Genomic DNA, 21,129 nt, shown 5'->3' with positions numbered 1-21,129 from the left:
GATTTACTCCTTAAATCCAGGCATGGCGGGCAGGGTGCGTACCATTGAGGTAATAGTCACCAATGGCATGGAATTTCCAACGCACAGGATCGTGTAAGGTATGCACACGGGCATTGCGCCAGTGTTGATCAAGATTATGCTGGCTCAGACTGGCACGGCTGCCGCCAAGTTCCAGTAATTTTTCTGAGATATGTAGGGCTGCATCATTGGCATAAATTTTTGCTTCAGCCACCAGAATCGAGGCGCGAGCAGCTTGCTCAGCAGAGATTTCCGTGAGTTGATCCAGTTCATCCAGATACTCGGCAGCATCATCGAGTAATAAAATAGCTGCATCGAGCAGGATATTGAGTTTGCCAACTTCTTGCAGGGTGTAATGCTCTTCACTGGCTTTTTCTACCCCTGAATCGATGATTGGTCTTGCTTTTCGAATGCTGGCTAACGTGTCATCAAAGGCTGCCTCTGCAATGCCTACATCAATCGCGACTTGTAACAATTGTGAGTAAGCACCACGCACATTCGGCGTATCGGCAATAATGCGTTCATCAAAAAATAAGGCAGGATCAACCTCAACATTGTTTAATTTAACTGTGCCGCTGGCAGTGGTTCGTTGACCAAAGCCATTCCAGTCATTAATCACTTCCACGCCTTTGGCATGACGATCAACAATTACCAATACGGTATAACCTTCAGGATGTAGTGCGCGAATAGCTAACAAGTCCGCAAAGCTGGTGCCTGTCGAGTAAAACTTTTCACCATTTAAAACATATTTATTATTCTCAAAACTTAAGCTGGTTTGAATGGCTTTGGTATCTCTCGAATTTTTCTCAGGCCCACCATTGGCAATGCGTTTGCCGGCAAGAATTTCAGAATAGATAAACTGCTTTTGTGAATCTGAACCTGTGATATTGATAAAATTTAAAAGACCAAACTGGTTTTGTGGAATTTGTCCGACATTGGCATCGGCCTTAGTTAAAATACGGAACACATGCGCCAAAGTTTTGTTGGAGACAAATGCACCGCCATATTGTTGTGGCACACGGATTCCACCGAGACCTTTTTGGCTAAACTGAACGATTTGTTCGGTGGGTAAGATACGATTTTGATCTCGATGATTCCGATCTTCTAATGCAAAGTCAGCAACTTGATAGGCAGCATTAATGGCCTGCTGATCATTTGAAATCAGTTGTACTTGCGTTTGGATCACTGATTGATTACTGGACATGTGAGCACCTCTAATAGATAAGAGGAACTTTACAAAAGTTTTACTTTTCCACTAAACCATCAGTTATGGCTTAGTTATCACAATAATTCTTAAGCATTTTTTATGGTAAAAATAACAAAAAAATGAATATTAAATTTCCAGTTAAAATAATGGGTTATGATTATTTTGACTTGAATGAACGGTACAAAAAATCTTTTGCTATGAAAGAAATGAATAATCTCACCAAGAATATTGATAAAGAAAACTTCGCCAAAATTAAAAAAGATAGGCAGAAAAGGACATTGTATTCATTAGCTTTTACTTCTAAAGTATGAAAAACCTTATGTTTGATCGAGTAGAAAAATAAATCTGGAGAGTCTATGCGGGTTTTATACCAATTTCCTTTATCTCACTATTGTGAAAAAGCTCGCTGGTTGTTAGATCATAAGGAGTTGGACTATGTTGCACATAATTTGATTCCTGGCTTCCATCGTGCATTTACCTTCCTAAAATCAGGGCAATATTTATTGCCAATGTTGAAGGATGATAAACACTGGATTGCTGATTCCACCCAAATCGCTTTATATCTTGATACGACATATCCTGAGCATGCGTTATTAAGACGTGATGAACAGTTACGTGAGCAAGCCTTAGAGATTGATAAGCTGGCTGATGAATTAGGTGTGCATGTTCGTCGTTGGTCTTTAGCCCATGCATTATCTGTCGGGGATCATCCACTTGAAATCATGATGGGTGAGCAGGGCTATTTACGTCAGTTTGAAAAAATTTCTAAGCCGATCTTAAAAAGTCTGGTTTCAACCAATTATAAGTTGAGCCCTGAAAAAGTCGCGCAATCCAAGTTGCGGATGACGGAACTGATTACGGATCTCAACCAACGCCTGATCGATAATCAAGGACGTTATCTGGTCGGTGACCGTTTAGGTCTTGCTGATATTGCAGTCTGTTCAATTCTCGCGCCTTTATTGGTGATTAAGGGAACGCCGTGGGAACTGGAAAATGATGATATTGAACAGTTTAATGGTGAACTGAAACAGTATTATGACTATTTATCCGACTTGCCGCTTGGACAATATGTGCAGCGTATTTATGCCACTGAGCGTAATGCACGTGTCGACTGGCGTGGTTTATAAATAATTTTTCTGTAAAAAAGCCCTGATTGAAACAATCGGGGCTTTTTTATGAGAAAGAAAATAGAAAAATTGCTGAAAAAGTAAAAAATTATTGGTGAATAAAATTAATTTTTAAAAGAAAATTCGTTTTAAACAGAAAATAGTAGAAATAATTACCAAATTTACTTTAAAAAAACTGAAAAGAGGGAAATAATTGTAAAAAGGCTTTGTTATCTTATGTTTCAGGGTGTGATGGGGATCGAAACGAGTTGTTCAACTATTGGGAGATCAGTTGAACAGTTGCTCAAAAGGTCTTGTTTCGGCTTTGAGACAAAGATGAACCAAAAGTTTATCGGAATCATGTTTGCGTTATCCATGCAGCATCGTCAAAAGTTAAACGAATGTTTTCCCTTGACCCTTAAAAATTACTGATTGTAGACAGTTCCGAAAAAACGTAGATAAATTATGAGGACTGTAAAAATGGAATTGGACCGTTTTGATAAACAAATTCTAGAAATTTTAACCCATGAAGATGTCAATCTGAATGAACTATCAGAACGTATTAATCTTTCGGTCAGTTCAGTGCATCGCCGCATTAAAAATCTGATTGAATCCCAGGTGATGGGACAGCTCAAACGAGAAATTAATTTTAATAAGCTGGGGTTTAGCCTACATATTCTGTTGCAGGTTTCATTAAGTAAACACGACAGCGAAACTTTTGATAAGTTCTTACAAGAATTAGAAGATATTCCAGAAGTCACCAATGCATTTCTAGTGACAGGGCAGAGTGCTGATTTTATTCTGGAATTAGTGGCCCGTAATATGGATGACTATAGTGAAATCCTGTTACGCCGTATTGGTAAGATTGACAGTGTTGTGGCGTTGCATTCCAGCTTTGTCATTAAAGAATATAATGTTTTTAACTGCTATAAACTTTTAAACAAGCTATAAAAAAAATGCATCTAAAAAGATGCATTTTTTACTCAGCATAAATGTTTAAGCATCAAGTTGCGTTAAAACATCTTCAGAGAATTCAACGTTGGTATAAACGTTTTGAACATCATCAAGATCTTCAAGCATATCGATCATTTTCATGATCTGTTTCGCTTGATCAATATCGCTGATTTCAGCTTTCGTCGATGGGCTCATTACAACTTCGGCATTGTCAGATTTTAAACCTGCTGCTGTAAGTGCATCCTGAACATCACCAAAGCTCTCTGGGCTAGTGATTACCAAGATACTATCTTCATCGATCTCGATATCATCAGCACCCGCTTCTAAAGCGACTTCCATAACTTTATCTTCTAAAGACACATCTTCAAAAGAAATTTCGCCACGTTTGGTGAACAGGTAGGCAACCGAACCATTGGTACCCAAGTTACCATTGGTTTTAGAGAAACAATGGCGAACGTCTGGAACGGTACGGTTCAGGTTATCTGTCATTGTTTCAACAATAACGGCAACACCACCAACACCATAACCTTCATAGGTTACTTCTTTTAAATCATCATTATCTTCGCCGCCAGCACCACGCTGGATCGCACGGTTAATGGTGTCACGTGTCATATTCACAGAAAGTGCTTTTTCGACAACAGCACGTAAACGTGGGTTGCTTGCAGCATCTGGTCCGCCTAAACGTGCAGCGGTTACGATTTCACGGATGTATTTAGTAAAAACTTTACCGCGACTTGCATCTTGTTTAGCTTTACGATGCTTAATATTGGCCCATTTAGAATGACCCGCCATGGAAGTAACTCCAAAAAATTAAAACTCAAAAAAGTGCAGGAATATTAGCATAGCGAAGGTTTTGTTGAAAACTGCCCTAACTCATATTCAAAATTTAAAATCTTGATCAAGCATCAAAGATTGATCAAATAGATTGAATCAATTAATTAATTTTTACATCAATATCGTATTCCGCATACAGCGCTTTGATTTTTTCCAGATCTTGCTGTAGATCGGTTGGGTAGATTTTACCCAAGATGCCGCCTTGTTTGGTGCGTGCATTGGCATACATCAGAATGATGGGCACATTGGCAGCTTTTGCGATATGCCAGAAGCCGGTACGGATCGGTTTACGCGCCTCACCATCTTTAGCGCGGGTTGCTTCTGGTGCAATGACCAGATTAAAACGCTCATTCTGGTTAAAAAGCTCAACCATTTGCGTGACAATATCTTTACTGGCTTTGCGGTCAACAGGGATACCGCCTAAATGCTCTAAAATAGGCTTTAAAGGGCCTTTGAATAATTCTTTTTTAATAAGGGTATGAATTTTAATCTCTAAAATTTCAAATAAAGCCAGAGAGAGGATGGTATCGAGATTGGATGTATGCTCAAAACCGATAATGACTTGTTTCTTTTCTAAGATTGCTGGATCAACGTTATATTTCCAACCTGTTGCTTTAAAAATAGATTTTCCTAAAAACTTTTTCATATCCGTGATCATTCGCAATGTGAGGTCGCAGTGTAATACGAGTTTTGAGGAAAATACATATCCGAAAAGTTCAGATAATAGAAATCTGGGTGGCTTTTAAATGATCAAAACCGTGCAATATTTGCTTTACTCATTATATAGAGATCAGATAGAATCAGCGCAGTTTATGATTTTTAACACTATTTTGGTGGTTTGATAAAATCATCTGCTTGTAATTTAAGTTAAATTTGACTAAGATCAGGCAGCATTGATCATATCGATATGATTGAAATTTATAGGGCCTATAGCTCAGTTGGTTAGAGCAGCGGACTCATAATCCGTTGGTCCCGTGTTCAAGTCACGGTGGGCCCACCATATATATCAAGCACTTACATGCATTAATTGTAAGTGCTTTTTTAATGCTTAAATTTATGTAATCACCATGTAAGCAAACTCACTTTATTAGCATCCTCAAACAACAGATCGATTAAAAATATCTCTGCAAGGGTTGACTCTACTATTGCTAAAAGCTTAGTTTTCTTGAGACTACTATTAGCAGTATCTATGATGATTGATCTCAATTTAGTAAAAGTATTTATAACAATTTACGATACGCAAAGCGTCAGTATCGCGGCAGAGCGTTTGAATATTACACAGCCATCTGTGAGCCATAATTTATCGAGATTGAGATATATATTTAAGGATCAGCTATTTACGAGAACAAAAGATGGCATGATTCCTACAGCGTATTCAACTCAGCTCTATGAGTCTTTAAATCAGCCATTCATTGATATTGAAAATACAATTAGTAAAGTCACCAATTTTGATATCGCCAATAGCGAACGCTGTTTTAAGATTGCGTTAACCGATATTGGGGCAATGTACTTTTTGCCAAAAATCTATGAAAGTCTGGAAAAAATAGCACCCAATATTTCTCTGGAAGTCGTTACTGTGGATATGAATAAGCTCACAGACTGGCTGATTACAGGAAAAGTTGATGCTGCGATCTGTAATAGAAATTTAGAGGATAGAAACTTAAATACCCTGAGATTATTTCAAGAAAAATATGTCTGTTTGCTCAGTAAAGATATCCAGCTAGTCAATCATCAGTTAACGCTGGAAACCTTTTTAAAAGAAAATCATGCAGTTGTTTTAGCATCTACAGGACATAACCTGATTGAAAACTATTTAAACCAAAAAGGTCTGCGACGTAAAATTAAATTAAGGGTTCCTCAATTTAGTATTTTGAATGAACTGATTGAAAAGCATAATCTCATTGTGACTGTACCCATGAGAATTGGTGCTTTTTTTAAGTCAAATACCAATATTAAAATTTATGACCTCCCATTTGAGCTACCTGAGATTGATGTCACCTTACATTGGTATAAAAAAGCTGGTGATATCACGGCTCAGAAATGGTTTATCGATTTCTTACAGGATACGCTTTCGCAGAGCTGACTGAATGATTGAGACTTTTCGTTTTCGCTTAAAAGTTATGTTGAATAAAAAAGCTACTCTACATAGATAAGGGCTATAAGAGATAATATTTATTATTAATTTGATCTATATTTTGGCTGACTCTAAGATTTGTAGTGAATCACACAATCAAGGAAATATTGTGAAAACAGTTCAGCAGTATACTTATGATATTTTAAGAAAAAATAAAATTAACAAGGTGTTTGGAAACCCTGGTTCGAATGAGCTTCCTTTCTTAAAAAATTTTCCAGCTGATTTCCAATATATCTTAGGTTTACATGAAGGTACGGTGGTTGGTATTGCCGATGGTTATGCTCAGGCAACAGGGCAGCCTGCATTTGTAAATTTACATTCAGCGGCGGGAACAGGTAATGCAATGGGGGCCTTAAGTAATGCATGGAACTCGCATACGCCTCTAGTGATTACATCGGGGCAGCAAACCCGTGCCATGATGGGGGTAGAAGCTTTATTAACAAACTTAGAAGCAACCCAATTACCCAAACCCTTGGTGAAATGGAGCCATGAGCCAGCAAGTGCCAATGAAGTTCCGCATGCGATCAGTCGTGCTATTGATCTTGCAAAAGCTGAAGCTGCTGGGCCTGTATATGTCTCCATACCTTATAGTGATTGGGATATCGAGGTTGATGAACAAAGTGAGCATTTATTAAGGAAGAATGTCGTATCTTCACAATGTTTATCCGATCATGATTTAAAAACAATTGCTCAAAAAATTAATTCTGCTGAAAAAGTTGCTGTGGTTCTCGGAACAGATGTTGACCGTCAATATGCAAATGAAAATGCACTTCAATTTGTAGAATCGTTAAATGTTCCCGTATGGATTGCACCGTCTTCACCGCGCTGTCCTTTTCCAACCATGCATCCTTATTTTCAGGGAATCCTGCCAGCGAGTATTGCTGGGATTTCAGCAATTTTTAAAAATTATGATTTGGTACTGGTTTTCGGTGCGCCTGTATTTCGCTATCACCAATATGAACCTGGGCAATATCTCGGAGAAAATACCGAATTAATTGCCTTTAGCTGTGATATTCATGAAGCTGCTAGAGCAGCAATGGGAATAAGCTATATTTGTGATTTAAAGGATAGTTTGGCGCGTTTAAGTCAGGTGGTAGAGAAAAAGCAAGGTGAGGTTATGCCTCGACCACGGGCTAAATTGGCAGAACCTAGCCAAGGAAATTATATTAAGCCAGAACGATTATTTGATTTGCTCAATGATCTGGTGCCTGAGGATACGATTTTTACCAATGAATCTACCTCAACCATGAGTATTATTTGGGAACGCTTGAATATTAAAGGACAGGGTAGCTATTTCTTTGCTGCTGCAGGTGGACTCGGATTTGGTATGCCTGCTGCCGTGGGGATTCAATTGGCTCACACACAACGTAGAGTTGTCGCGATCATTGGCGATGGTTCAGCCAATTACAGTATTACGGCATTATGGACCGCCGCTCAATATAAAATTCCTGTTATTTTTATTGTTCTGAAAAATGGAACCTATGGCGCATTACGTTGGTTCGCTGATGTTTTAAAAGCAGAAAATGTCCCTGGAATGGATGTGCCTGATATCGATTTTACTCAGATTGCACAAGGTTATGGTGTTGAGGCGCATCGCATCAGCAATGATGAGGAATTTATTAACCGATTTAAACAGGCGCTTGCCTCTGATCAACCGACTTTACTAGAGATTGTTACAGTAGAAAATTAAAGGGTCGAGGCATATTTAAAATTACAAGATAGGATGCTGTTACATGCAAGAAAACCCAGTTATCGATGCATTTCGAGATTTGCTTAAATCCCGTCAGATTTTGCTGAAAGAATCTGCCAAAGCCCCTTATTTAAAAGGATTTCGGATTGGAAAAGGTAATGCAATTGCTGTGGTCATTCCTGAAACCTTATTGGAACTATGGAAGGTATTAGAGATTTGCGTGCAGCATGATGTCATCATGATCTTGCAGGCATCGAATACCAGTGTAACTGGCGGGGCTACGCCTGATTCAAATAATTATGACCGTGATGTGGTCGTCATAAGTACGAGCAAATTGAAGGGTTTGCAATTGTTGGAGCAGGCAACACAGTTAATTGCTTTTCCCGGTACCACGTTGACAGAGCTGGAAAACGCGTTAAAACCTTATGGTCGTGAACCTCATTCAGTTATCGGTTCTTCTTGTATTGGTGCCTCAGTCATTGGCGGTGTTTGCAATAACTCGGGAGGTTCTCTGATTCAAAGAGGGCCTGCATATACCGAAAAATCTCTATTTGCCCAAATTGATGAGAATGGAAGCTTAATTCTCGTCAATCATTTAGGAATTGATTTAGGTGCTACACCCGAAGAAATTTTTCAAAATTTAGAACAGAAAAACTATTTAACCGCGCACTCACAACATTGGGAAGGACGTATATGGGCAGATGATTATGCCGCAACCTTAAGAGATACGACTTCTGCAATGCCAACAAGATACAATGGCAATCCTGAATATCTACATGACAGTGCAGGATGTTCGGGTAAATTAGCGGTTTTTGCTGTGCGTTTACCGACTTTTGCCGCAGCTGCTGAGGCAAGTACCTATCTGATAGGGAGTAATGATGAATTGCAGTTCATTCAATTACGTAAATATTTATTAGAACATTTATCGGAACTGCCTATTCAAGCTGAATATATTCATAAAAATGCATTTGAGATGACTCAACGCTATGCAAAACATATGTATAAGGCGATTGATATCTGGGGTGCTGAGAAAATCCCGAATTTATTTGCATTTAAATCAAAGATTGATCAATTTTTCAAACAAGTTCCTTTCTTGCCTAACAATACAGTTGATCGCTGTATTCAGTTGTTTAATCGTCTTTCGCCGTCATGGATTGAGCCGCGTATACAAGAATTTCATCAAAAGTATCAGCATCTATTGATAATTAAGATTGATGCACAACAGAATGATGAATTGCAAAAATTATTAAATGATTTCTTTTCTGGAAAGAAAGCGCAATTTTTTCTATGCAATAAAAAAGAAGAAAAGAATGTATTTCTGATCCGTTTTGCTGTCGGTGGTTGTGTTGTTTACTACTGCGAAAGTCGATCAATTGATCCGAATCAGCGTTTGGTGTCGTTTGATGTCGCATTTAGACGAAATGATCAACAGTGGTTAATTCGTTTGCCAGAGCATCTGCAAAAACAGGTGATGATGGAAAGCTGCTGTGGGCATTTCTTTTGTCTGGTATCACATCAAGACTATCTGCTTAAAGATGGTGTGGATGCCAAACAATTTAAAAATGAGGTTCTCTCTTATCTCGAGGCACGCGGTGCAAAATATCCAGCAGAACATAATGTTGGTCATCTCTATCAGGCTTCGCCAACGTATCAGGCGCATTTAAGGCAGCTGGATCCGACCAATAGTTTCAATCCTGGTATTGGTAAAACCAGTAAAGCGAAACATTGGCATTAGAAAACCACAAGGATTTGTCTGAAAAACCAATAGAAGGGAAACTGTTGTGTCGCGTCAATTCATCAATGTTGAAGACTATCGACGTCAAGCGAAAGCTCAACTACCACGGATTATTTTCGATTATTTAGAGGGTGGTGCTGAGGATGAAAAAGGTTTGCAGCACAACCGATCCGTTTTCGATCAATGGCGTTTTAAGCCACAGCGTTTCGTTGATATCAGTCACCGTGACATTTCTTGTGAGCTCTTTAATAAGAAATGGGATGCGCCTTTTGCAATTGCACCCACAGGTTTAAATAGCTCCTTTTGGCCTAAAGCAGATGCTTTACTGGCAAAAAGTGCAGCCCAAGCAAATATTCCCTTCATGCTTTCGACAGCTTCAAATATGTCGATTGAAGATGTTGCTCAAGCATGTGATGGTGAAAAGTGGTTTCAGCTCTATGTTGTACACGAAGAATTAGCCGTTCAAATGGTTTATCGAGCACTAAAAGCGGGATATACCACTTTGGTCATTACTCTGGATGTTGGAGTAAATGGCTATCGAGAACGAGATATTCGCAATGAGTTTGCGCTTCCGCTACGATTTTCACCAAGTTTGGTGCTGGATGGTATGTTGCATCCAGCTTGGTCATTGCGGTTTCTTCAACAGGGAATGCCACAATTGGCTAATTTTGTGACTTCGGAGGCGCAGAGTCTGGAAATACAAGCTGCGTTGATGAGCCGTCAGATGGATACCCGTTTCAATCTGGAAAGTTTAAAAAAGCTTCGTGATATTTGGCCACATACTTTATTGGTCAAAGGTATTGTTCGTCTGGAAGATGCTCAAAGTGCCATTCAATGTGGTGCAGATGGGGTCATTCTTTCCAATCATGGTGGACGCCAACTCGATTGTAGTATTTCTCCGATGGAAGCCTTATACGATATTTCCAGTTCTATTCATCAACCCATCTTTATTGATAGTGGCTTTAGACGTGGTTCCGATATTGTCAAAGCCTTATGTCTGGGAGCGAATATGGTATGTTTGGGCCGTGCGACTTTATATGGGCTGGCTGCAAAAGGAGAGGTTGGGGTTAATGAAGTGATTGCATTGTTAAAACAGGACGTCGATCGTACTTTGGCACAAATCGGATGCCCATCGGTGAAACAATTAAATACACGCTATATTACCCGAAGCTCATAAATTTAGAGGTTAAAGCCTTTTAATAAAGTACTCAGCGAGCAATAAAAAACCTAACTGAAGCGTTAGGTTTTTTTATTGCATTTAAAGGAATACTTAAAGTGGATATTGAATCCCTTTATCTAAAATACTGACCCATTGGCGCTGACTGAATTCATCAAAATTTGCTGGCCCACCGAAGCGTCCACCATATCCTGACTCTCCCATTCCTCCAAACGGTACATGATATTCATTATTGACGGTTTGGTCATTGATATGAATCATGCCGCTTTTAATGTCCTTGGCTAAGTCATAGGCCCAAGCGGTGCGCGCCGTATGAATGGCAACAGCTAGACCATATTTAGATGAATTTACGATATCAATCGCTTCTGCAATATCATCAAAAATCAGGATCGGTGCGACAGGACCAAAGATTTCTTGTGTAAAAAGTGGATTGTCTTTACTGATATTGGTCACAACGGCTGGATGGAAGAATAATTGATTTCCTTGACCACCGCATTCCAGAGTCGCGCCTTGTTCAACCGCAGTTTCTACCATACGCCAGACTTTCTGATGCTGATTGGCATTAATTAACGGGCCCAATTGAGTTTCTGGTGAAGACGGATCGCCAACCTTGAGAGATGACGCCTTTTCTTTTAATTTTTGAATATATTCATCTGCAATACTGCGATGTACTAAATGGCGACCTGTTTGCATGCAAATTTGCCCTTGATGCAGAAAACTACCCCAAACGGCATTGTTTACAGCAGTATCAATATCTGCATCTTCGCAGATAATCATGGCGTTATTACCGCCTAATTCCAGCACACATTTTTTCAATTGTTTGGCACAAGATTCAGCAATTTTTTTGCCTACAGCGGTTGAGCCAGTGAAAGAAATCAGATTAACAAGCGGATGATTTACCAATGCTTCACCGATCTCACTTTCGCCGCTGATCACCTGAAAATTACCCTCAGGTAATCCTGACATCTGGAACAGCCACGCCAGCAAGGCTCCACCAGTAACATTACTAAATTCTGAAGGCTTAAGAATCACGCTATTACCCATTGCCAAAGCAGGTGCGATTGAACGAATGGATAGCAATAAAGGGAAATTCCACGGCGAGATGACGCCTACAACCCCTAAAGGAACGCGCTGCCAGACGTTTGTTCTGCCTGGAATGGAGGAGGGGAAAATTTCTCCTGCCGCTGCCATCGGCATGGAGGAAGCCATATATAACTGTTCTATGCAGGCATTGGCTTCCCAGCCAGCTTTTAACAATGTTGAACCACACTCCTGAACATTCCAGTCAATAAAGGTTTGAATATTCTCTTCAAAAAATTGCGCTGCTTTTCTGAGTATCTTGGCACGGCTTTCAAAGCTGGTATTTTTCCACGATTTTTGTGCTTCTACAGCGATTTCGACGGAACTGTTCACGTTATCTAGTGAGGCAAGTTGCACAGTTGAAATCAGTTCGCCTGTTGCTGGATTGATAATATCTCTCGATAAGTTATTTGTTTTAATCCAGTTTCCCTGAAAAATATGTTCTTTCCAAATCTGTTCAACAATATTGGCTTGAGTATTCATCGTATTATCCTTTAACGATTTGTTGTACTGGGTTTAATTTCTGATGCGTAAAGAGGGCGATCGTAATTGCACCGATGATGCCGGGAATAGCAAATACCAAGAAGTTTTGCTCAAAAGGAAGATTAAGGGCGAGCAAGAAGCCACCAAATAATGGGCCAGCAATTGCGCCAAAACGACCGATGGCAGCGGCAAAACTGACGCCTGTGGAACGAATATTGGCAGGATAAAAATCTGCTGCGAGTGCATGTATCACCGCCATTGAGCCCACAGTTGCACCGCCAGCGATAATCAATAACAGGGTCAGAATGAGCTTGGGTGGATGAAAGCCGAGGCAACTAATCGATAGCGCAGCCAATATGTAGCCTAAAACAAGCGTTTTCTTGGCACCAAGTTTATCGGCAATGACGCCAAATACTAATGTCCCTAAAATTGCACCGATATTGAGTGTGACCAAAAAAGTAATACTAGAACCTAAAGAATAGCCACCAACATTCATAAGTTTTGGCAACCATGTATTCAGGCCATAAACCATTAACATCACCATCGCAAAGCTAGACCAGATCAGGAACGTCCTGAATGCTTTGCCTTCGGTAAATAGGCCTAGAACAGGGTTCTTCTGGGTATTGCTTGTCATCTCAACTACATAGTGCATTTGAGGTTGATGGATGTGATGAGGATTCAGCTTTTTTAATGTTTGGACGACTTCAGTCTGGCGATTTTTATGAATCAGGTAGCTGATGGATTCAGGAAAAGTTTTTATCATAAAAGGGACGATGACAATACTGCTCCCCGCAATCCAAAAGGCTATTTTCCATCCAAAAGTAGAGATTAAGAACAAGCCTGCCAGACCTGAAATGATTGCGCCAACACCATAAAAGGCGAGAACAAAATTGATTAAGCGGTTGCGATGAGTACTTGGCGACATTTCCTTCACGATCGTGACCAGATTAGGAACTGCCCCCCCTAAACCCAAACCTGTTAGAAATCGGCATATAAAAAAACTGATGACATCATGGGTAAAGCCATTCATGGTGACAGCAAGGCTCGACAGAATCGTACAGGCAATAATGACGTTCTTACGGCCAAATTTATCAGCTGCCATACCGAGGGTAATCGCACCGACCATCATACCCATTAATGATGCTGCGCCGAGCAATCCTGCCGTCTGGGGGCTAAGCTGCCATTCAGTCATCAAATGAGGTAATACCGAACCGTAAATCACCAGATCATAGCCATCAAAAAGCATAATGATGGAACACCAAAAAACCAGAATTTTATGGTGCTTATTTAATGAAGCTTGATCAATCAACCTTGCAGCATTGACATTTTGCATTGAGTCCTTCCTTTGGATAATGAAAAATTTCCTTTTCAGTTATTTTCCTTTAAATTTTAATAACATGTCGAACTCATCCATGAATTCTTGTTTTATAGCGCTCAATGTTAAGCTTAGATTTATTAGTAGTATTGATCAAATTGATAAATAATATTATTCAATATATATCCTATCTATAGAACCTGCCCATTTCTGCTTGATTATGCTAGAAGTGTCCTATATTTTAGTTGATTAGTTTCAAATGGTTATTGATATTTTTTTGGGTTTTTGCGAGTACTATTCGACTGCATTGCAATGAAATTTCTTCTTTTCTCGTCTCTAGATGTTGTAAGCTCATATTTACGGCATTTTTTATATTGGGGTGAGATCCAAAGCTTAATGATTGTTTTGTAAATTATATGAGTCAGTAATATGTTTTTTGAAGTAGATAGATATTTAAATACAAGGTAAATATATTGAGTTGGAATAAATTAGAATAAATACTCTTTAAAGCTAGTTTTTTGATTTTTTATTTTGTGATTTTATTATATTTAATTAAATAAAGCGTGATTGGTTTCACGCTTTATTTTGTATTTAAATGAGTTTATTTTTAATAGTAACTTGCAATCACAACAGCACTATTCTGCTCAGGTAACTGTTCAATACTAATGCTTGTCAGATCATTCTCTTGCATTTGATTAGTTAAATCATTCAGAGAGCTGGTTTGTACTTCAGCATTATTACGTAAGCTATTCAATGGCTGACAGTCAATATTGTAGTGTTGCTGAAAGCAAGTATCTTCTACGATTTTACCACTAATCTGGATTGTACCTGTGGCATAACTAACCGAGGCAAATGCCATTAATGATAAAACTAGGGCAGATTTATAAATGTTTTTATACATATTTAATACCTTTTATAAATGTATTAAGCATTAATTAACATAAAAAATATTGCAGAATCAATCGTAAAAGAAAATATATATAAAATTTCTATTTAAAATGTGATCTATTTAAAAAATATTATATAAAATGATAATTAATATAAATTTCTTATTTTGTGTCATGCATCACTTATTATTTATTTAGTGTGATTTATTTTTAAAATGAAAAAATCCCTAAATCCTATATAAAAGATTTAGGGAGGAGGTGGGAAAGCGATTTTTTTTAAGCTTAATCGTACTGAATTGTTACTGTTGCCATCGCACGAACAGTACCAGCCGTTACTTTGGTGGCAGTTTGATAATAACGGGCGGTCAGCGGTATATTGAATTGTACGGTTTGATTGGAGCTGACAGAACCTATCGCTAATTTCTCACCTTTACTAATCACCTTATTCTGAGATAAAGGATCTACATTTTGATAAGTAGAAAGTAATTGTACGCCTACACCTTGAGCTTTAGTGGAGTTAGGAGCGATATTGGTCATTACCTGATTATTATTACCATCTTGTTGATAGTCAAAACTTAAACTAATCAGATTCTTTTCTTCGTAGCCCGTTGGATTCTCTCCGCCATTACATAAAATATTCAGATCAAAAGATTGTTCACCTTGAGTAGATCCAACACCCGTAAAACTTGCTTTAGTCACGGTTGGTAGCTGAACAACCTTATTAATATCTCCTTGAAGCTCACAAGAGGAAGATGCGATGGTAATTGCATTGCCGTAAACGTGACTCGTTAAAATAGGGCGGCCCGGGTGACTTGTTAAATAATAACTACTATATTGACCCGGTACTAAAGCTCCAGATCCTGTTTGTGTCGCTGTTTTAACAATTTCTACGACAAAATAACCTGTATCGAGGGAGTAATTTGTACCATTCCAGTAAGGGCCACCGGTAATTGTTCTTGCATATGGATAATAGCCTGAGAAGTTGGCATTATTTTGTGCTTCCCGATATAAACGGATACCAATACCGGGAATATTCGTTGTATAGATATTATTACCCAGTGAACTTACAGGATATTGCTGGGTTAAATCGGCTCTTACAGTACCAGATGAGTTTCTCGTACAGTTAATTGTTGAGTTATTTGGGTCGATAGTGAAGGTGGCTTTACGTAAGATTTTTCCAACATTATCAGATGGTCTAACAACAACACGTCCTACAGCCATACTAATGGCTTTAGTGGTAAAACCAGCAGTTGGAGCACACGCCGCATTCGCCTCACCATATACACCAAGACCCGCTGTAAACAGAGCACTGCTTAAAAGTAATTTTTTCATTTACATACGGCCTCGGTCATGATCATGCTTTGCTGATCGTTAGAAAGTTGTGCAGTGACATCATAGTTGAAGTGGCATTGCTCATTGGCTTCATTGCCCCATTTTACATACAAATTACCTTGCGGTTCCTGAGTACGTAAATAGACCATGCTGCCTTGTGCCACGATTCCAATGGCTTCATCTTGAGCATTGAATACTTGTGCTGCAAATGGCAGGTTTTCACCTGTTTCAGTCTTGGTGTCGATATAAATGGCATAACCTTTTTTAGTAGAGAAATCTACTTTGGCAATTGCACCTGCATAAGGCGCAATACGCTGACTGGTTTCCTCAAGCTCCACATTGGTCGACATGTCTTGCGGATCTAAAGTAATGTCATTTAGGCGATAAGGTGTCACATACGGAATAACTGCATAACCAGACTGATTAATACTCAGACCCGCTGTATTATTTACTTTAGCGCCTGCGGCATCTGGTGCATAAACCAATACCATAGTTTGGCCTTGTTCTGGGCCGAACAGTACACCTTGATCATGTGCCACGATATTACCGCTGACACTGAGCATTGTTTGTTGATAGGTATCTGCAATGCTATAAGAACCGCCCACAGTTGCAAAGTTAGTTCGATAGCGTGCATTTACGTTAAGGCTAGGGTTGTTTCGGTCTTCATGAGAAAACGATGAGCCATAGCTAAAACGATCGCCGACCATGCCACTTATACCAACAGTTCGGTTGGTTTGAGATTGGGTGGCATTGACGATAACAGAGTTCTTTCTAAAGTTAATCGGGAAAGAAAGCGTCATCAAATATTCAGTATCACGGGTCTGATTGTTACTACCATATTCAATTTGACGATTGGTTGCAGAAAGCCCGTAAGTTAACCCATGATAGCTATTGCTATAGCCGACCTGATATTGACGACTGGTTTCGTTACGGTTCCAGTAATCATTCCACGAACCCACTGCATAGATATTTCCCCAACCCTCAGGTAAACCTTGGTTTAAGGTAATCTGGAATTCGCTACGTTGTTTGCCAACCGCATAGGTGTTGATTCCTTTATCTTCCAGATCACGTACCAGTAGGGCATCACGTAATTTATAAAAGTTTTCGGTCGAGTAGCGGTAAGCGGCCAAGGTCAGGTTGGTATTGGTCGGTGAAATGAGTTTGCTATAACTTAGACGGAAACTCTGACCTGTTTGTGAACCTTGTTTCTCAAAGTCTGCTTCTGAATGGGTAACGTCAAACGATACCGCACCGATTGGAGTCGCAAAGGCTGAACCTAGTAATACAGCCGCATATTTTTCAGCTAACTGTGCACCCGCATAACCCGTAATATAGTTATTAATACCAATCTGATATTTACCTTGTGTGACCCACGGATCAAGATCAATTTCCTTGTCGCGGAACTGACCGGCTGTCAGCGAGTAACGGCTGAGCCCGGGACGTAACATTTGTACGACCGAAGCGTAGGGAACACCAAACTTCTGTACTTCACCATTTGATTCAATGACAGAGACTTCAAGCTCACCGCCAAATCCTGTTGGATAAAGATCATTAATCTCAAAATTACCTGGTGCAACTGTCGTTTGATAAATCAGTTGGCCTTGCTGACGAATTTCAACTTTGGCATTGGTTTTTGCATTACCACGGATACGGGGCGCATAACCCAACATACTGTTTGGCAACATGCGATCATCACTGGAAAAATCCAGTCCACGATAGCCAAATGAATCAAATAGTTCACCATTGGTAAAGCTATCACCAGCCGTTAATACACCACGATATGCAGGGAAGGCTCTTTGTAAGTAAGTACTGGTTGCGTCATAAGTGGATTTTTTTTGTTTTTTTGAATCTAGCTGATTTTGTACGCCGTCTTGCCATTGCCACTGACCATTGTGACGCAATTGCCAACCCGCGATATTCATTCCCGCAGTGAGTGCCATGAAGGCATTGGTGGTTTCTTGATTATTGTCATTTAAACGGTTAAAGATTTTGTAGGCACTACCGCTATAAGATAAAAAGCCTGCATTCACACCACGATCCCAAATACTTGGATCAACGTATCCTTGTGCATTTTTCTGTAATGCAACTTGAGGAATGGAAATATCAATTCGCAAACGGGAGGTATCAAAATCGTAGTAGGCGTCTTCAATCCATTCTTCGATTTTATGACAGGCATTTGGACTAGCAGCGGAAATACGACTCGCAAGAACGTCCTGTTTTACGCCATATTCAAGTAATGAGTTTGCGGTAAAACAGGTAAATGCATTCTGATTTTGTTCTGTAGCACGAAACACAATACGGCGTTTGCCAAACCATTGACCGTTAATATAAACATCAATGTTATATTCCCCAGGTAAAACAGGATTGCCATATTTAAAGCGGGATATATCAATTTTTTGTGCATCACCAATCAGGAAGCTTGAGTCAAACTCTGCTTCCACAGCAGGCGCTTTTACTGAATCTTCCGCATGAACTAACATGGGAACCGTCATGGTCACTATCCCTGACGCAAGCGTATAGCAAATATGTCGCTTCAATAAGCGATATGATGTGTGCTTTTTTAACATAAGAGGTTCGCCTATTTCACATAGGTGCTTTAAATATTGAGCTTATATTTAAGGGTTACTGTAAGTTGATAGGCTGCTCGACGCGGCCACCATAGTCATTAACATTTACAAAGCTCATTTTTGCGGTATTTGTTGTTTTTAGTTGCACTTGATCTTCAGAGAAAGGACTGAGCATGAGGCCCTGAGGTAAAAGATCAACGCGCTTGTTGCCGTCAAATTGATAGATTGCTGTCATTGTAATGTGGAATGGCGTTGGATTTTTAATGACCAACTTTTGTCCAGATTTACGCCATTGCAGTTTTTCTGCAGCGGTATTCGCATCAGATTTAATACTGGCAGGGCGATAGAAAAATTTAATACGCGAACGAATTGCAAGCTGTAAAAAGTTATCTGGAATGGTTTCCTCACCTTTAGCAGTCGGTCTTGGTGGAATGTCCAGCACATTTAACCAGAGCACAGTTTCCTGTTTTTGACTCAGCTGCTTTGCATTCGGCAGTGCTGTAATACGCAATGACTGACTTTTGGCTGCTTCTACTCGAGAAATAGGCGGTGTAATCATAAAAGGTACTTTTGATTGATCTGGTGTACTTTTAGGATCGCCTTCATCAATCCAGGCCTGAACGAGCGCTGGTTTGTTGCCATTGTTACTGAGCTGTAATGTTACTTCACGCGCATCTGAAGGATAGATTACACGTGTACCGTGTAGCACGATCTCTGCATGAGAAAGTGGTGTTACGATTGCAGAAGAAAGCGCTAAACCAAGCAAAAAATTACGACTGTTCAATGACATTTGAGTCTTCTCAATAAGGTTCATAGGAAAAGTGCGGTAAAAAGGTTTCTGTGCGAACACAGAAACCCAAGTATCAATAGATTATTGATAAATAATAGTATATTGAACTGAAGTTGTTACTTCACCAGCAGTAGAAGCGCCAGTTGCATAGTATTCTGCATAGTAGTTAAGGTCAGCAGCACCGCCTTCAACAACGTCAACCCACTGTGAGTTTGCTTGAGCGCCATTGCTACCAGCAGCAAGTACTGGAATTACTTGGTTGTTGCTACCTAAAAGTTGAACGTCAACATTTTTAGCGCCAGAAGCAGCCTGGTTTAATAAGCGACCTGTATTGAAGTCAACAGTTGCACCTGGTTCGAAGTAAGTTGCAACTTTACCTTCTGAACAGTTTGCCAAGTTGATTTGGAATGGTGTACGGCCAGCAACATCACCAGAGTTTGCAAGCGTTTGTTTTGAAACAGTAGGAAGAGCAACTGTAAAGTCTTTGCCAGCAGGAGTGATAATGTCACAAGTTTTATCTGTAACTAACCCATTGATTGTAATTGTACCGTCTGCAGCTTGAGCTTGAGCAATACCGACAACCGAAAGTGCAGCGATTAAAGCAAGTTTTTTCATAATAATTTCTCGAATACATCAGCTTAAAAATGGAAGTACATTACTTTTCCCGATGGATTCTTCCCAGAAAAGTAATGCGACGAATATATCATTTTTATTAAAAACTGCAACTTACGTCACACTTTTGGTTTTATTTTAAGCGAAATTCCCGATTTAAAATAAATTATTGATATGTATTGTGTTTTATTGATTTATATAGTGTTTAGACCAACTTTTTTAGTTGGTTTATTTAATTTGGCTTATGATTTATTGTTTTTTTCATTAATAAAAATGACCAAACTGTTTAACTTTTTTGAATAATAGGTATGAGAGAAAGTGTGTATTTTTTAACAAATGGTAAAAAATAAATTAATAGGTGCTTAATTATGATAACAGACTTTCTTGCTGTTAACAAAAACATCAAACTTTTTTTAAGAATTTTTTAAGATTGAAACCTTAGTTTTTTAGTCATGATTAGATGAAAAAAACACCGAAAGGAGCTTTCAATGAACATGCTTTATACCCACAAACCTAACTACTATTTCTTTGCACATAAGTTTGTTTTATTCCTAGAAAGCCATTTGAAGAGTCACCCATTGGAAGAGCAAACCAGCTTTAATCTACAAACAATCTATGATTTGTTTAGCCATGACCGCGCTTCAAGTACGACAAATCTGGAAGGTATTTTAAATATTGCTGATGAATATGTGCTTGAAACAGATGAAGGGCAGCAGTCATTGATTCGTTCGTATCACGTCCATTTAGACAATCACGTACTGACACTGGAATTTAATCCTAAAGCAGTTGCAAGCCTGAAATCAGGTCAGACGATTGTGAATCCAAAGGCTGCTTAAACTGAATCTTAAAACGACCAAGGCTTATTGAGACATTTAGCGAGAATTCATATCGCTAAATGTCTTTGACTTAGCTGATTTAAAGCTGTCTATTCGCTATGATAGTGTCATGTATTCAATGATTAGATTGGCTTAATGGGTAAGGATTTTAAATCAGAAACGTATACTGCTGATGAAAATATGGCAGATACAATGACATGGTTAATGCATCATCAAGACGTTTTCGATTCATTGCATTTTGATGTGCATACACAGGAACTTTCAGTTTCACATGCAGCAGGCGTGGATATTATTCGAGTCGGGATGTATCTAACTGCCAAGTATGGCATTCTGGTGACATCAATCTAATTTTTCATCTAAAAAAAAGCCTTG

Annotated in this window: 18 protein-coding genes and 1 tRNA gene; 9 read left to right on the top strand and 10 right to left on the bottom strand. The window is 39.1% G+C overall.

Annotated elements, in window-relative coordinates; genetic code table 11:
* Nucleotides 1-10: 10 nt before the first annotated feature.
* The gene (locus EC846_RS06035) at nt 11-1,222 is read right to left on the bottom strand and encodes an SfnB family sulfur acquisition oxidoreductase (protein ID WP_123774531.1); all 1,212 of its coding nucleotides are present in this window, start codon (nt 1,220-1,222) and stop codon (nt 11-13) included.
* 359 nt (nt 1,223-1,581) lie between these two features.
* Between EC846_RS06035 and EC846_RS06030 the strand changes: the two genes are divergently transcribed.
* Nucleotides 1,582-2,352, top strand: coding sequence for a glutathione S-transferase family protein (locus EC846_RS06030; RefSeq protein ID WP_005257103.1), 771 nt, complete (start codon nt 1,582-1,584; stop codon nt 2,350-2,352).
* A 459-nt stretch (nt 2,353-2,811) separates the two neighbouring features.
* Nucleotides 2,812-3,282 carry an Lrp/AsnC family transcriptional regulator gene (locus tag EC846_RS06025; protein WP_004771770.1) on the top strand — a complete coding sequence of 157 codons (471 nt, stop codon included), beginning with the start codon at nt 2,812-2,814 and terminating at the stop codon, nt 3,280-3,282.
* Between the two features lie 45 nt (nt 3,283-3,327).
* On the opposite strand, the gene EC846_RS06020 is transcribed toward EC846_RS06025, so the two are convergent.
* Together EC846_RS06020 and EC846_RS06015 are read right to left on the bottom strand one after the other, a co-directional pair.
* On the bottom strand, nt 3,328-4,077 hold the full coding sequence (locus tag EC846_RS06020; protein WP_062848351.1) for a YebC/PmpR family DNA-binding transcriptional regulator: 750 nt from the start codon (nt 4,075-4,077) through the stop codon (nt 3,328-3,330).
* 142 nt (nt 4,078-4,219) lie between these two features.
* The gene (locus EC846_RS06015; RefSeq protein WP_032863876.1) at nt 4,220-4,765 is read right to left on the bottom strand and encodes a 1-acyl-sn-glycerol-3-phosphate acyltransferase; all 546 of its coding nucleotides are present in this window, start codon (nt 4,763-4,765) and stop codon (nt 4,220-4,222) included.
* A 277-nt stretch (nt 4,766-5,042) separates the two neighbouring features.
* Here EC846_RS06015 and EC846_RS06010 point away from each other — a divergent pair.
* From EC846_RS06010 to EC846_RS05990, 5 genes are all read left to right on the top strand, one after another.
* Nucleotides 5,043-5,119: transfer RNA gene (locus EC846_RS06010), tRNA-Ile, on the top strand.
* A 192-nt stretch (nt 5,120-5,311) separates the two neighbouring features.
* Nucleotides 5,312-6,202, top strand: a complete 891-nt coding sequence (locus EC846_RS06005; RefSeq protein ID WP_050560179.1) for a LysR family transcriptional regulator — start codon at nt 5,312-5,314, stop codon at nt 6,200-6,202.
* Between the two features lie 160 nt (nt 6,203-6,362).
* Nucleotides 6,363-7,943, top strand: a complete 1,581-nt coding sequence (mdlC, locus tag EC846_RS06000; protein WP_213071305.1) for a benzoylformate decarboxylase — start codon at nt 6,363-6,365, stop codon at nt 7,941-7,943.
* Nucleotides 7,944-7,986: 43 nt separating this feature from the next.
* On the top strand, nt 7,987-9,678 hold the full coding sequence (gene dld, locus EC846_RS05995) for a D-lactate dehydrogenase (protein ID WP_123774530.1): 1,692 nt from the start codon (nt 7,987-7,989) through the stop codon (nt 9,676-9,678).
* Nucleotides 9,679-9,724: 46 nt separating this feature from the next.
* On the top strand, nt 9,725-10,855 hold the full coding sequence (locus tag EC846_RS05990) for an alpha-hydroxy-acid oxidizing protein (protein ID WP_123774529.1): 1,131 nt from the start codon (nt 9,725-9,727) through the stop codon (nt 10,853-10,855).
* 93 nt (nt 10,856-10,948) lie between these two features.
* Here the strand turns inward: EC846_RS05990 and EC846_RS05985 are convergent, their stop codons facing one another.
* The 7 genes from EC846_RS05985 to EC846_RS05955 form a co-directional block, all read right to left on the bottom strand.
* The gene (locus tag EC846_RS05985) at nt 10,949-12,418 is read right to left on the bottom strand and encodes an aldehyde dehydrogenase family protein (protein ID WP_123774528.1); all 1,470 of its coding nucleotides are present in this window, start codon (nt 12,416-12,418) and stop codon (nt 10,949-10,951) included.
* A gap of 4 nt (nt 12,419-12,422) precedes the next feature.
* Nucleotides 12,423-13,751, bottom strand: a complete 1,329-nt coding sequence (locus EC846_RS05980) for an MFS transporter (RefSeq protein WP_123774527.1) — start codon at nt 13,749-13,751, stop codon at nt 12,423-12,425.
* 589 nt (nt 13,752-14,340) lie between these two features.
* Nucleotides 14,341-14,634, bottom strand: coding sequence for a type 1 fimbrial protein (locus EC846_RS05975; RefSeq protein ID WP_123774526.1), 294 nt, complete (start codon nt 14,632-14,634; stop codon nt 14,341-14,343).
* A gap of 268 nt (nt 14,635-14,902) precedes the next feature.
* Nucleotides 14,903-15,952 carry a fimbrial protein gene (locus tag EC846_RS05970; protein WP_005257113.1) on the bottom strand — a complete coding sequence of 350 codons (1,050 nt, stop codon included), beginning with the start codon at nt 15,950-15,952 and terminating at the stop codon, nt 14,903-14,905.
* Nucleotides 15,949-18,519, bottom strand: a complete 2,571-nt coding sequence (locus EC846_RS05965) for a fimbria/pilus outer membrane usher protein (protein ID WP_123774525.1) — start codon at nt 18,517-18,519, stop codon at nt 15,949-15,951. The genes EC846_RS05970 and EC846_RS05965 overlap by 4 nt, the downstream gene beginning before the upstream one ends.
* A 55-nt stretch (nt 18,520-18,574) precedes the next feature.
* Complete coding sequence (locus EC846_RS05960; protein WP_123774524.1) at nt 18,575-19,309, bottom strand: molecular chaperone; 735 nt, start codon at nt 19,307-19,309, stop codon at nt 18,575-18,577.
* An 81-nt stretch (nt 19,310-19,390) separates the two neighbouring features.
* Nucleotides 19,391-19,924, bottom strand: coding sequence for a fimbrial protein (locus EC846_RS05955; protein ID WP_047432766.1), 534 nt, complete (start codon nt 19,922-19,924; stop codon nt 19,391-19,393).
* A gap of 485 nt (nt 19,925-20,409) precedes the next feature.
* On the opposite strand from EC846_RS05955, the gene EC846_RS05950 reads away from it, so the two are divergent.
* Nucleotides 20,410-20,757 (top strand): hypothetical protein, encoded by a 348-nt coding sequence (locus tag EC846_RS05950; RefSeq protein WP_047432768.1) that lies wholly within the window; start codon nt 20,410-20,412, stop codon nt 20,755-20,757.
* Nucleotides 20,758-20,892: 135 nt separating this feature from the next.
* The gene (locus tag EC846_RS05945) at nt 20,893-21,105 is read left to right on the top strand and encodes a hypothetical protein (protein ID WP_047432771.1); all 213 of its coding nucleotides are present in this window, start codon (nt 20,893-20,895) and stop codon (nt 21,103-21,105) included.
* Nucleotides 21,106-21,129: the final 24 nt, after the last annotated feature.

This window comes from Acinetobacter sp. BIGb0102 (genome assembly GCF_003815055.1).
GTDB classification, from domain to species: domain Bacteria; phylum Pseudomonadota; class Gammaproteobacteria; order Pseudomonadales; family Moraxellaceae; genus Acinetobacter; species Acinetobacter vivianii.
The sequence above is the reverse complement of the archived record's forward strand: the minus strand, read 5'-3'. Positions and strand labels throughout refer to the sequence as shown.